This window comes from Salipiger sp. ABN3_019, from assembly GCF_056158605.1.
Window position 1 is genome coordinate 1,207,122 of record NZ_JBSWTP010000009.1, and the last position, 12,684, is coordinate 1,219,805.

Sequence of the window (12,684 nt, forward strand, 5' to 3'; positions counted from 1 at the left end):
ACGCTGGCCCGTTCGCCGGGTGTAGCAGGGCACCGGAAAGGTGTCGCTTGGTCAAGAGTATCCGCCCACCTCGATTTTTAATGTGCAGGCCGAGAGGCAGGGGACCACACGCGTGATCACACGCCGCCCGGCCGCAAAACCTGAGGAGTACTGACATGGAGCTCGATGTTGTCGAGCTGTCGCGCCTGCAATTTGCAATGACGGCGCTCTATCACTTCCTCTTCGTGCCGCTGACGCTGGGTCTGTCGATCCTCGTGGCGATCATGGAGACGGTCTATGTGATGACAGGGCGTCCGATCTGGCGGCAGATGACGAAATTCTGGGGCACGCTGTTCGGGATCAACTTTGTTCTCGGCGTGGCCACGGGGATCACCATGGAATTCCAGTTCGGCATGAACTGGAGCTATTACAGCCACTACGTGGGCGACATCTTCGGCGCGCCGCTGGCGGTCGAGGGGCTGATGGCCTTCTTCCTCGAGGCCACTTTCGTCGGCCTCTTCTTCTTTGGCTGGGACCGGCTGTCGCGCGTGGCGCACTGTATCGTGGCATGGCTGGTGGCGATCGGCTCGAACTTTTCGGCGCTGTGGATCCTCATCGCCAACGGCTGGATGGTCAATCCGGTGGGCGCGGAGTTCAACCCCGAGACCATGCGCATGGAGATGACCAACTTCTTCGAGGTGGTCTTCAACGAGGTGGCGCAGGCGAAATTTGTGCACACCGTCTCGGCGGGCTACATCACCGCGTCGATCTTCGTGCTGGGCGTTTCGGCGTGGTACATGCTGAAAGGCCGCCATGTGGAACTGGCGCGCCGGTCGATCTCGGTCGCCGCCTCCTTTGGCCTTGCCGCTTCGCTGTCGGTGGTCGTGCTGGGCGACGAGTTCGGCTACTCGGCCAGCCACACCCAGAAGATGAAACTCGCCGCGATCGAGGCCATGTGGGAGACCGAACCCGCGCCCGCGCCCTTCACCCTGATCGGCTTCCCGGATCAGGAAGCGCGCGAGACCCATTACGCGGTGCATATCCCGTGGGTCATGGGGCTGATCGGCACGCGCTCTCTGACGCAGGAAATCCCCGGCATCAACGAGTTGGTGGATGTATCCGAGGCGCGCATCCGGTCGGGCATCATTGCCTATGACGAGCTGATGACCATCCGCGAGCAGCGCGACGCCACCCCGGCGGACGTGCGCGCGAGCTTCGAGGCGCATTCGGCAGATCTGGGCTATGCGATGCTGCTCAAGCGCTATGTGGATGACCCGCGCGAGGCCACCGAGACGCAGATAAAGATGGCCGCGGATGACACCGTGCCCGGCGTCTTCCCGCTGTTCTGGTCGTTCCGTATCATGGTCGCGCTCGGCTTCTCCTTCATCGCGCTGACCGGCCTCTTCTTCGTGCTCAGCAACTTCCGGCGCGGCGCTTACCCGCGTTGGGCGCTGATGATCGCGGTGGCGTGGATCCCGATGCCGTGGATCGCCGCAGAGATGGGCTGGATCGTCGCCGAGTTTGGCCGTCAGCCGTGGACCGTGGACGGCATCCTGCCCACCGCGCTCTCGGCCTCCCACCTGAGCGTTGGCGATCTGCTGTTCACGCTGGCGGGCTTTGCGCTCTTCTACACCGTGCTCTTCATCGTCGAGATGGGGCTGATGCTGAAATACATCCGCAAGGGGCCGCAGGAAGACGTCGAAGAAACCGAGAAATGGATGGCGCGCCACGAGCACCGTCTGCGCACCCATGACGGCAAGGGTCCCTTTGCCGAAATGCCCGCGGAGTAATTGTCATGATTTTGCATGAGCTTATCAGCTTCGAAATCCTCCGGCTGATCTGGTGGGCGCTTCTGGGCGTGCTGCTGATCGGCTTTGCCCTCACCGACGGGTTCGACATGGGCGTCGGCGCGCTGCTGCCCTTCGTCGGGAAAACCGACACCGAGCGCCGCGTGGTGATCAACACCATCGGCCCGGTCTGGGAGGGCAACCAAGTTTGGTTCATCCTCGGCGGCGGCGCGATCTTCGCCGCATGGCCGCCGCTCTATGCGGTCAGCTTCTCGGGGTTCTACCTTGCGATGTTCGCGATCCTCGCGGCGCTGATCCTGCGCCCCGTGGGCTTCAAGTACCGCTCCAAGCGGGACAGCGCCAAATGGCGGAGCAGCTGGGACTGGGCGCTCTTTGTCGGCGGTGCGGCTCCGGCGCTGCTCTTTGGCGTGGCGGTGGGCAACATTCTGCTGGGCGTGCCCTTCCATCTGACCGAAGACCTGATGCCGATGTATGACGGCACCTTCTACGGCAAGTTCCTCGGGCTCCTGCGTCCCTTCGCATTGCTCTGCGGGGTGGTGTCGCTGTCCATGCTGATCATGCATGGCGCGGCGTGGCTGTCGGTGAAGACCCAAGGCATGATTGCCTTCCGCGCGCAGCGCATCGGCACCGTCGCAGGGCTGATCGCCGCGGCAGGCTACGCGCTGGCTGGCCTCTGGCTGGCCGTTGGCATCGACGGGTTCCACATCACGTCTCAGATCGTGACCGACGGCCCGTCCAACCCGCTCTTCAAGGATGTGCTGCACGAGGGCTCTTGGCTGATGGCCTATGTAGAGCGCCCGTGGATCATCGTCGCGCCGCTGCTCGGCTTTGCGGGCATTCTCATGGCGGTGCGCGGGCTGCGCGACGGGATGGAGGTCTCGACCCTGCTGTGGTCGAAGCTTGGCATCTTCGGGGTGATCGCCAGCGTCGGGCTGACCATGTTCCCCTTCATCCTGCCGTCGACGGTAGACCCGCGCAGCTCGCTGACGGTCTGGGACAGCTCGTCCTCGCATCTAACGCTCTTTGTGATGCTGGTCGCGACGGTGATCTTCCTGCCGCTGATCCTCGCCTACACGGCATGGGTCTACAAAGTGCTCTGGGGCAAAGTCACCGAAGACGACGTGACCAGCTCGCACAGCGCCTATTGAGAAAGGAGACAAGACCATGTGGTATTTTGCCTGGATGCTCGGCCTGCCGCTGGCGGCGCTCTTTGCGGTGCTGAACGCGATGTGGCTGGAACTGCGCGAGGATGCGCGGATGATCGAGGAGGCGGAGAACGGCGACGCGCGCTGATCTTCGAGACCTGATACGACAGGGCGGCTCCGGCGGGGCCGCCCTTTTTCATGCGCGTTCAGGCCGTCAGGCGGGCGGATTGCAAGCGGAGCTGCTGCCCTGTTTCACCCGCCCTGTCTCGTCTGTCTTGTGCCCCCGGATGGCGCAGAGATGGGCTTAGCCGCGCTACCTGTCCCCGACGCGCTCCCAGAAGGCCGATTTTCTCGCATGGGCTTTGCGCAGCGCTTCAAGATAGTCCGCGTGCGACAGATGACTGCCGTAGTCGAGGATCTCGGCATCCGCGGCAGCACAGTCCATCAGGTGCCGTGCGGCGTGGCCGTAACGCCCGGAGCGGGCCCTACCCAGCGCGAAGTCGATCATCGCGCGCCACAGCAGCACGGCGGCGAGCGGGTGAGACGGGGCGAGGGCCTCGGCGAGCGGGGTTAGGATCTCATAGGCGTCGCCGTCGATCTCCTCGCTGCGGGCTTCGATCAATTCAGCCGCCAGCGGCAGGTCGGGGGCCTGCAGGCAATAGGCCAGCGCCTTCTCGACCGGTTTGTAGGCGAGGACGATGCGGCGCGCTGCATCCTCGGCCTCGATGTCCTCGAAGTCGGGCAGGAGTTTCAGGTGGCGACGCAGCGCGTCGGGGCAGAGCCGCCGCTCGAAGCGGGACCAGAGCGCGGCGCGCAGGTCGTCCTTGCGGCCGAGCGCCTCAAGGCAGGCGAAATGCGCTGCGTCCAGTTCCGGCGTGTCGAACCACGGATCGCCGCTTTCGCCGGGCAGGGCGGCCTCGATCAGCCGCAGCGCGTCTTCGGGGCGACCCGCCGCCAGCAGCCGGGTCGCGGCGGAGGGAGCGATGGTGGAGTAGGCCAGCTGCTCGGGGCTGTATTGCGCGAGCCAGCTGTCCACGTCGCCCTCGGCATCGGCCACGTCCTGCAGGATCATCTCCGCCGTTCGGTTGCGCCCGGCAAGCGCGCGCGCGGCGCGGGCATCGCGGTCCGAGATGAAATCGTAGCGGGCGAGCTCGGCATCGGTCAGCGGCGCTTCGCAGGCCGCTTCGGCCAGCGCCTTGAGGCGGGACAGGCCCGCGTCCCCGAGCGCCTCCGCCAGCGCGGGAACGGCATGGTCAAAGGCGCCGTAGCCATCGTCCGCGATCGCCTCAAAGACGCTGTCGGCCAGCGCTTCGGGGTCTTTGCTGAGCTTGGGAGCCAATTCACTGATCGCCGCCATCGCCTCGCGCATGACATCGCCAATGGTGCCCCAGCTGTCGTCGGTGCGCTCATGGATGCCGGCAGCGAGCTGCAGCTGCGCCCAGAGCAGATCGAAGGCCGCGTCCGGTGCATCGGGCGCGATGCTGGTCTCGATGAGCGTCGTCAGTTCCGCCAGTTCCTGCGCCAGCTTCTTCTGCGCCTTGCGGGAGATGAAGCTGCGACCGCGGTGGATCGAGGCGAAGCGCTTGCGCACGTCGGCGGTGATCGCCTCGGGGCCCAGATCGGCGGAAAGCGCCATGCGGACCCGCCTCTGGCGTGCCGCGTCGCCCTTCACCGCCTCGAGCAGCAGGTCGGCCAGCGCGTCGGCACCCAGCTCAAGGAGGTTCTTCTTGTTCAGAGCCTTGCCTGCCGCCATCGGGATCCTCCTCGTATGCAATTGCCTTGCGCCGGATCATGCGCCCAGCCGCGCGCTTTGCAAGCATGCGCTAGATATGGAAAGGGCGCCCAATGGGCGCCCTACATGTAGTTCCCAGGAAAAACTTAGCCTTCCATGGGAAAAACTCAGGTGTCTCTTACAACGATCAGTGCGTCCAGACGGCGCGGCGGTCGACGGCGAAATTCTCGGCGTAGCCGCGGGCGCGGACGTTGGGCTTGCGCTTGTTGGGCTCGTTCACCTGCGCTTCAATGCCGTGCTCGGCGGCATAGGCAAGCGCGGCTTCCTTGCTGTCGAACTTCAGCCGCACTTGGCTTTGTGTGTCGGAAGAGGAGGTCCAGCCCATCAGCGGATCGACCTCGCGCGGCGAGGCGGGAAAGAACTCGAGATACCAGTCCTTGGTCTTTGCCTGGCCCGACGACATGGCCGTCTTGGCCGGCTGGAAAATCCGTGCGCGCATGAAATCCCTCCTGACGTTCTTTGGCGTTATCGGGAATTTATGCTGCCGGGGCAAGAGATCGCGGCGCGGCACTGCGTCAAATCTTCTCGACCCCTTGCGTCTTGCCTGCAGAAAGGGAACATTCCGTGAAAATGCCTTGCCCGCAGGCCCGAGTCCCCAACACCCGGTCCGGCACCCCTTGAAACCGCCGCGCCGCGCGACACGTTTTGCGGGCGCCCGGAGGTCCGTTCATGCCCTATGCCCATTCCGACAAGTCAGATGCCCTGATGCATTCCCCCGCGCCGGACGTCCGGACGCGGGAAAAGCTCGAGGGTGGCATCCGCTTTCGCATGCAGACCGAGTTCGCTCCGGCGGGCGACCAGCCCACGGCGATCGCAGAACTGGCGCAGGGGGTGAACGACGGCGAGCGCAGTCAGGTGCTGCTGGGCGCCACCGGTACCGGCAAGACCTTCACCATGGCCAAGATCATCGAGGAGACGCAGCGCCCGGCGATCATCCTCGCGCCCAACAAGACGCTGGCGGCGCAGCTCTACGGTGAGTTCAAAGGCTTCTTCCCGGACAACGCGGTCGAGTATTTCGTCTCTTATTACGACTACTACCAGCCCGAGGCCTATGTGGCGCGGTCGGACACCTACATCGAGAAAGAAAGCCAGATCAACGAGCAGATCGACCGGATGCGCCACTCGGCCACCCGTGCCCTGCTCGAGCGTGATGACGTGATCATCGTGGCCTCGGTGTCCTGTATCTACGGTATCGGTTCGGTCGAAACCTACGGCGCGATGACGCAGGATCTGCACGCGGGCCAAGAGTATGACCAGCGCAAGATCATGGCCGACCTCGTGGCGCAACAGTACAAGCGCAACGACGCGGGCTTCTCGCGCGGGGCGTTCCGGGTGCGCGGCGACAGTCTCGAGATCTGGCCCGCCCACCTTGAGGACCGGGCGTGGAAGCTGTCGTTCTTCGGCGAGGAACTGGAGAGCATCACCGAGTTCGACCCGCTCACCGGTGAGAAAACCGGCAGCTTTGATCGTATCCGTGTCTATGCGAACTCGCACTATGTGACGCCGAAGCCGACGATGCAGCAGGCGGTCATCCATATCAAAAAGGAGCTGCGCCAGCGGCTCGATCAATTGGTGGCCGAGGGCAAACTGCTGGAAGCGCAGCGGCTCGAGCAGCGCACCAATTTCGACATCGAGATGCTGGAGGCCACCGGAGTCTGCAATGGTATCGAGAACTACTCGCGCTATCTGACGGGGCGGGCGCCGGGCGAGCCGCCGCCCACGCTTTTCGAATTCATCCCTGACCATGCCATCGTCTTCGCCGATGAAAGCCACGTCTCGGTGCCGCAGATCGGGGCCATGTATAAGGGCGACTACCGGCGCAAATTCACGCTGGCCGAGCATGGCTTCCGCCTGCCGTCCTGCATGGACAACCGCCCCCTCAAGTTCGAGGAATGGGACGCCATGCGCCCGCAGTCGGTCTTTGTGTCGGCAACCCCGGCGAACTGGGAGATGGAGCAGGCGGGCGGCGTCTTTGCCGAGCAAGTCATTCGCCCGACGGGTCTGCTGGATCCGCAGGTCGAGATCCGTCCGGTGAAGATGCAGGTGGACGACCTATTGGACGAGATCCGCAAGGTGACCGCAGACGGCTATCGCACGCTTTGCACCGTGCTCACCAAGCGGATGGCTGAGGATCTGACCGAGTATCTGCACGAGCAGGGCATCAAGGTGCGCTACATGCACTCCGACATCGACACGATCGAGCGGATCGAGATCCTGCGCGACCTGCGGCTTGGGGCTTTCGACGTGCTGATCGGGATCAACCTGCTGCGCGAGGGGCTCGATATTCCCGAGTGCGGGCTGGTGGCCATTCTCGATGCGGACAAGGAAGGCTTCCTGCGTTCCGAGACCTCGCTGATCCAGACCATCGGCCGTGCCGCGCGGAACGCCGAGGGGCGGGTGATCATGTATGCCGACCGGGTCACCGGCTCGATGGAGCGGGCGCTGGCCGAGACCGAGCGCCGCCGCGAGAAGCAGATCGCCTACAACGAAGAGCATGGCATCACCCCGGCGACGGTGAAGAAGAACGTCGATGACATTCTGGCCGGGCTCTATCAGGGCGACGTGGACATGAACCGCGTCACCGCGAAGATCGATCCCAAGCAGCAGGGCTCGAACCTCGAAGCGGTGCTAGAGGGGCTGCGTGCCGAGATGCGCAAGGCCGCCGAGAACCTCGAGTTCGAGGAAGCGGCGCGTCTGCGGGACGAGGTGAAGCGGCTGGAGGCGGTGGATCTGGCCATTCACGACGACCCTCTGGCGCGGCAGTCGGCGGTAGAGGCGGCGTCGGAAGCGGCGGTGAACGCCAAGGGCCGGTCGACCGCCGGACGTCCGGGGCAGCGCGGCGGCAACGTGAAGCGGCGCAAGAGGTAGCGCCTCGCCCTTGCGTCCCAGCGCCGCATGAAAAAGCCCCTTCCGGCCGGTGCCGGAAGGGGCTTTCTTTTGAGGGCAGGGGGATAAGCGTTCTGAGCTTAGCCCTTGTCGTCTTCGGGCGGGGTCACCTCGATATCGGGCAGGGTCACCTCGGCTTCCTTGGTGTCCACCTCTACATCGACGTCCGGCACTTCGACGGTCTCTTCCTTGGTGCCAACGTCGATGCTGCCGACATCGGCCTCAACCTCGGGCATTTCGCCGCCTTCGACGGCAACATCCACGTCGGGCAGGGCGCCTTCGTCGGTGACGTCAAAGTCGATCATATAGGCACCAAAGCCGACAACGACAGCGGCCACGGCAACGGCGGCAATAACGGGTCCTTTACGCATAACTCTTCCCTTCCGTATGACTGTTTTTCTTGCGGCCAGCGCCGCAGTCTTCGGTAAAGGAACTGTGAGATTGTCAGCTTGGTTCCGGAAATATTTCCCGGAACCAATGTGTTGTCAGCCGCGTTAGCTCGGGTTTGCGCGCTAGGCGCTCAGCCGCAGAACACCCGCATGATCTGGCCGGTGCTGTCGGTCTCGATGTTGAGACGGTCGGGGCGGAAATCCATCGTCATCGGCTGACCGGGGCCGAGGATGCGCAGCTTGTCACCGGCAGTGAGGCCAAGCTCTTCCACCGGCTGACCGATGCGGGTCTGATAGACGGTGGCGCCGCAGGTGTCGTCCTCAGCCTTGGTCTCGGCCTCGCTACATGCGGCCAGAGCGGTACAAAGACCGGCGATCAGGGCAACGGGTTTCATCATGTCTCTTCTCCTGCGCGATGCGATCCGCTCATAGATAGGTCACGCGATGGTGTGGCTCAACTCTCCGTTGCGGCAAAGGTCGATCTCGACCGACGCAGGGAAGGGCGCTAGGCTGTTGATATGCGTATGTGGTTTCTCATACCCCTTGTGGCTCTTGCGGCCTGCGGCACGCCTTACGAGCGGTGCAACCGCGATGCGGCGGAGCCCTATCGCGATGCCTTGGACGAGCGCGCACGCATTGCCAAGGATCTGGCGCGCGGCTTCACCTATAGCACCGAGTGGGAGACCCGCATGCGCTGGGACGTCTGCGGTAGCTACAACGGCAGGCTGCGCTATTGCTGGCGGCGGGACACAGAGCCGGTGACGCGCCGGGTGCCGATCAATGCCGAGGCGCTGCGCAGCCGCGACGCCGAGATCGAGCAGCAGCTTCCGCAGTTGCGCCACGAGGCCGCGCAGGCACAGGCGATCTGCCGTCAGCGGTACCCTGCCGAGGTCGAGGCTGTGCCCAGCGACGGGTAGGGGGCCCAGCGAGAGGTTAAGGGGCCGCGCTGAGGGCGCCGCCCCCTATGGGCTCAGACGGGTTTCTTGCGCAGTTCGGGGTGCGCCTTCAGCACCAACCCGAAGATCACCAGCGCAACGCCGGTCGACAGCAGTTCGACCGACAGAAGCACGCCCAGCACCACCGCCGCCGAAGACGGGAAATTGGTGAAGATCATGATCGCAAGGATCACCGAGACCGCGCCGCTGATGATCATTGCCAGCTTGAACCGGCTGTCGGTCACCGAGAACGCGTAGATCACCTTGGTAATGCCGCTCACAAGGAACATGATTGCGGCCACCAGCGTCAGCGAGATCAGCCCTTCGAGCGGGTTCGCCAGAAAGCTGATGCCGAGCCAGAGGTAGATGATGGTCAGCAAGATGGCCACCAGCCGCTCGCGCATGCGGGTCACGCGGAAGATGCTGATCGCTTGGATCACGCCGAGGATGAGCAGGAACCAAGCCACCAAAGTCTGCGCCGTCACCGAGGCGGCGAAAGGGTTAAGAAGTGCGATGATCCCGCCGAGGATGCTCGCGATACCAATAACAATCCACCAGAGCCAATGAGACATTTTGCAAATCCTTGAGTGTCCTCCGACATACTGCGCCGGTGACAAGACGGTGCGCCGAGGCCCCGCCATCTGTCAACTCTCGGTTAACGCGACAAAGTTTCGCCGCCACTCGCCTGCCTGTGCCCTACCTTGTGGCGAAAGGAGCGGCTCAGCTTTGAGACTGCGGTCCAGCCGGCCCCGGCATGTCGCTCGTGTCGACGCGTTCGGCCAGCAGCAGTGCCAGCCAGCGTGTCGCCTCGAAGCTCGACAGCACGATGGTGAGGATCGAGGTCAGCGGCACGGCTAGGATCGCGCCGGGGATCCCCCATAGCGTCGTCCAGAGCGCCAGTGCCAGCAGCACCACGAAAGGGCTCAGGTTGAGCTGTCGCCCGATCAGTCGCGGCTCGATGATATTGCCGAGCGTGACCTGTACCGCGGTCAGCGCGGCGCAGAGCGCAACCGTCGTCCCGATCGAGGCGAATTGCGCCAGCGACAGCGCAACGGGAAACAGCACCGCCAGCAGCGAGCCGACGTAGGGGATGTAGTTCAGCACCCCGATCACCACGGCCCAGAACAGCGCGAAATCCACACCAAAAGCCCAGAGCACCCCATAAGATATCGTGCCGAGCACCACGTTGATCAGCGTCTTGTAGGCGAGGTAGCGGCTGATCTTCTCGTTGATCGCGCCCAATACGTGCAGCACGTTCTCTGTCTGCTCGGGGCTCTTGAGCGCGGCTGCAAGGCGGCGCTGGAAAGAGCCGCGCTCGACGGTGATGAAGGCGGCATAGATGATCACCAACAGCACCACCGAGCCGAGGTTGGTAAACCCGCCCAGCACCGCCAGGGACAGCGCGCGCAGGTTGATCTGCCCGAGCGTCTCGTCGCTGATCTTCTCCCACAGCGCGTCGCCTTCGAAATGGAATTGCACCGCAAGCCCTTCGACCATGCTGCGCAGGTTGTCTTCGTAGCGGGGGGCGACGGCGAGGATCTCGCGCACCGTGGCCGAGATCACCGCCGCCAGCACCAGCACCAGAGCGGCCACGGTGACCAGCAGCAGCAGGCGCAGCACGCGGTGCGGCAGCAGATGCAGCACCGGCACGCGGCGGATGCCCGCGGCAGCGGATTCCAGCAGATAGACGAGGATCGCAGCGGTGACGATGGGCAGCAGCACCACGCGCCCCAGCACAAGGATCGTCCCCAGCGCCAGCACGAAGACGGTCGCCAGAACGAGCGTCTGGAAGGTGATGTCTTTCATCGGTGGCATGGAGGTCCTTGGCGGGTCATCCCCGCAGTGGGACCGATCCCGCGGGGCATGTCAACGCACGCGGGATCACAGTTGCCCGCCGATCGGCAGCACCGCCAGAATGGGCACGGTGAGGGCACGGGTGCGCGACAGCACCGGCGCACTGCGATAAAGCCGCCAGCGATTGCCCTCGTCATGCTCGAGCCAGTCGAGGCCCCCCCGGTCATCGCGTCTCAGATGAAAGGCCGCCTCGGGCAGCATGGCCTTGAAGTTGCGCGCCGCCTGCGTGGCGAGGCGTGGCGACTCGACCAGAATGCCCATCTCGGAGTTGATGCGCACCGATCGCGGGTCCCAGTTGAACGACCCGATGAAGAGCTTCTGCTCATCCAGAACGAAGGCTTTGGCATGCAGCGCCGAGCGCGACAGCCCGAGCCCCGAGAGCGTCCGGTCGGGGCGCTCCTTCTCGGCGCGCAATTCCCAAAGGTCGACGCCTGCGTCCAGCAAATCGGGCCGCGAGCGGGTGTAATGGGCATAGACCGCAGGCACGTCGGTGGCGTCGAGCGAGTTGGTCAGCACCGTCACCTCGACGCCGCGCTCTTCCAGCCCGCGCAGCAGCGCCACGCCGCTGTCGCGGGGCACGAAATAGGCGGAAACCACAAGGAACTGATGCTCAAGCGCGGCGATATGCGGCAGCATGGCACCGCTGAGCGTGGCCTCGCGGGGCAGGTCTCCGGCGGCCTTCTCGGGCGGATCGGCGATCAGCGTCGCGCGCGCGGGTTCGAGCGGTCTGGGCGCGCGTTTGGTCTGCGCGATCCGCGCGGCAAGCGCCGCGCCATAGGGCGTGTTGCGGCTCTGCTCCGCGTGCAGCGCCAGACGGGCGCGGGTGGTTGCAAGGTCGGGATCATCTTCGCGGGTGGTGATCAGCGCCGAGGCTGGCACCGCGTAGGGGCTGTTCCAATAGCCGTCGAAACTCTTGCCGACCTCGCGGACGACCGGCCCTGCGGCGAGCAGGTCGAGGTCATCGTAGTTGGAATCCTCGCGCGCCGAGAAATACTCGTCGCCGATGTTGCGCCCGCCGACGATGGTGATCCGCCCGTCGAAACTCATCGACTTGTTGTGCATCCGCCGGTTGATGCGCCCGAACTCCAGCAGCGCCGACAGCGCCTTGCTGCGCGAGCGCAGGAACGGGTTGTAGAGCCGGATCTCGATATTGGGATGAGTTTCCAGCGCGCGGGTCGCGGCGTCATAGCCGCGCGTGTCCATATCGTCGAGCAGCAGGCGCACACGCACACCGCGATCTGCGGCGCGCAGCAGCGCATCGGCAAAGAGGCCGCCCGAAACGTCGTTGTGGAGCAGGTAGTACTGCGCGTCGATGCTGGTCTGCGCGAGGTCTGAAAGGGCGATGCGCAGCGCCAGCGCGTCGATGCCATTGCCGACGATCTGGACCCCCGACATGCCATCGGACCTGCCCTGCCAGCGCCGCGTCATCTGCGCCAGCGGCGCGGAGGCCGAACTGGGCTGCACCAAACTCATCTGTTTGGGAACCTGCGGCGGCGCGCTGGTGCAGGCCATAAGGCCAAGGCATGTCACGAGCAGAACGGGCAGGAACCGGAACATTTGCGGCCTCGCGTCTGTGATGGTGCGATTGTGCAGGGCAGGCTGGGCCAGAGGCGCCTTTGCGGCAAGTGCAAAGCTGGGTCACTGCCCGCTTCGGTGCGAAGGCGCGGCATTCGGGCCGCAGCGGCTCTGCGCACTCTTGCGTCAGTGCAACGTCAGCCGCGGGCCTGCCTTTCGAGGGCCGCTAGGCTCTGGGCAAGCCTGACGACTTGCGCTATCGCTGTCGCGCGCGGCCCCTTAGCTCAACTGGATAGAGCAGCTGACTTCTAATCAGCAGGTTGAGGGTTCGAGTCCTTCAGGGGTCGCCAGTTTTTCCCTCAGCATCATCCAAAAGCCAGC

Annotated in this window: 12 protein-coding genes and 1 tRNA gene; 6 read left to right on the forward strand and 7 right to left on the reverse strand. The window is 64.5% G+C overall.

The annotated features are described in order from the left end of the window. The first annotated feature begins 155 nt into the window (after positions 1 to 155). Genes ACXAD2_RS13955 through cydX form a run of 3 tightly spaced genes read left to right on the forward strand, consistent with a single transcriptional unit; the run spans position 156 to position 3,080 of the window. Positions 156 to 1,769: a cytochrome ubiquinol oxidase subunit I gene (locus ACXAD2_RS13955; RefSeq protein ID WP_475171195.1), complete on the forward strand. Its 1,614-nt coding sequence runs from the start codon at positions 156 to 158 to the stop codon at positions 1,767 to 1,769. Positions 1,770 to 1,774: 5 nt separating this feature from the next. After that, positions 1,775 to 2,935 carry a cytochrome d ubiquinol oxidase subunit II gene (gene cydB / locus ACXAD2_RS13960; protein ID WP_475171198.1) on the forward strand — a complete coding sequence of 387 codons (1,161 nt, stop codon included), beginning with the start codon at positions 1,775 to 1,777 and terminating at the stop codon, positions 2,933 to 2,935. Positions 2,936 to 2,951: 16 nt separating this feature from the next. Further along, positions 2,952 to 3,080 carry a cytochrome bd-I oxidase subunit CydX gene (cydX, locus tag ACXAD2_RS13965; protein ID WP_164181090.1) on the forward strand — a complete coding sequence of 43 codons (129 nt, stop codon included), beginning with the start codon at positions 2,952 to 2,954 and terminating at the stop codon, positions 3,078 to 3,080. Positions 3,081 to 3,245: 165 nt separating this feature from the next. Here cydX and ACXAD2_RS13970 read toward each other — a convergent pair whose 3' ends face one another. Both ACXAD2_RS13970 and ACXAD2_RS13975 read right to left on the reverse strand, forming a co-directional pair. After that, positions 3,246 to 4,685: a DUF6880 family protein gene (locus ACXAD2_RS13970; protein WP_475171204.1), complete on the reverse strand. Its 1,440-nt coding sequence runs from the start codon at positions 4,683 to 4,685 to the stop codon at positions 3,246 to 3,248. 166 nt (positions 4,686 to 4,851) lie between these two features. Then, positions 4,852 to 5,163 (reverse strand): ETC complex I subunit, encoded by a 312-nt coding sequence (locus ACXAD2_RS13975; protein WP_475171207.1) that lies wholly within the window; start codon positions 5,161 to 5,163, stop codon positions 4,852 to 4,854. Between the two features lie 230 nt (positions 5,164 to 5,393). On the opposite strand from ACXAD2_RS13975, the gene uvrB reads away from it, so the two are divergent. Further along, a complete protein-coding gene (uvrB, locus tag ACXAD2_RS13980; RefSeq protein ID WP_475171213.1) occupies positions 5,394 to 7,592 on the forward strand; it encodes an excinuclease ABC subunit UvrB in 2,199 nt (732 codons plus the stop codon). 98 nt (positions 7,593 to 7,690) lie between these two features. On the opposite strand, the gene ACXAD2_RS13985 is transcribed toward uvrB, so the two are convergent. Together ACXAD2_RS13985 and ACXAD2_RS13990 are read right to left on the reverse strand one after the other, a co-directional pair. Continuing rightward, positions 7,691 to 7,981, reverse strand: a complete 291-nt coding sequence (locus ACXAD2_RS13985) for a hypothetical protein (protein WP_224898726.1) — start codon at positions 7,979 to 7,981, stop codon at positions 7,691 to 7,693. A gap of 149 nt (positions 7,982 to 8,130) precedes the next feature. Beyond that, positions 8,131 to 8,397, reverse strand: a complete 267-nt coding sequence (locus ACXAD2_RS13990; protein WP_475171220.1) for an I78 family peptidase inhibitor — start codon at positions 8,395 to 8,397, stop codon at positions 8,131 to 8,133. Positions 8,398 to 8,517: 120 nt separating this feature from the next. Between ACXAD2_RS13990 and ACXAD2_RS13995 the strand changes: the two genes are divergently transcribed. Continuing rightward, a complete protein-coding gene (locus ACXAD2_RS13995) occupies positions 8,518 to 8,916 on the forward strand; it encodes an excinuclease ABC subunit B (RefSeq protein ID WP_475171223.1) in 399 nt (132 codons plus the stop codon). A gap of 53 nt (positions 8,917 to 8,969) precedes the next feature. On the opposite strand, the gene ACXAD2_RS14000 is transcribed toward ACXAD2_RS13995, so the two are convergent. From ACXAD2_RS14000 to ACXAD2_RS14010, 3 genes are all read right to left on the reverse strand, one after another. Continuing rightward, the gene (locus ACXAD2_RS14000) at positions 8,970 to 9,506 is read right to left on the reverse strand and encodes an HdeD family acid-resistance protein (protein WP_164183666.1); all 537 of its coding nucleotides are present in this window, start codon (positions 9,504 to 9,506) and stop codon (positions 8,970 to 8,972) included. Positions 9,507 to 9,654: 148 nt separating this feature from the next. Next, complete coding sequence (locus ACXAD2_RS14005) at positions 9,655 to 10,749, reverse strand: AI-2E family transporter (protein ID WP_475171228.1); 1,095 nt, start codon at positions 10,747 to 10,749, stop codon at positions 9,655 to 9,657. 66 nt (positions 10,750 to 10,815) lie between these two features. Further along, positions 10,816 to 12,345: a phospholipase D family protein gene (locus ACXAD2_RS14010; protein WP_475171232.1), complete on the reverse strand. Its 1,530-nt coding sequence runs from the start codon at positions 12,343 to 12,345 to the stop codon at positions 10,816 to 10,818. A gap of 231 nt (positions 12,346 to 12,576) precedes the next feature. Here ACXAD2_RS14010 and ACXAD2_RS14015 point away from each other — a divergent pair. Beyond that, positions 12,577 to 12,653: transfer RNA gene (locus ACXAD2_RS14015), tRNA-Arg, on the forward strand. The last annotated feature ends 31 nt before the right edge of the window (positions 12,654 to 12,684 follow it).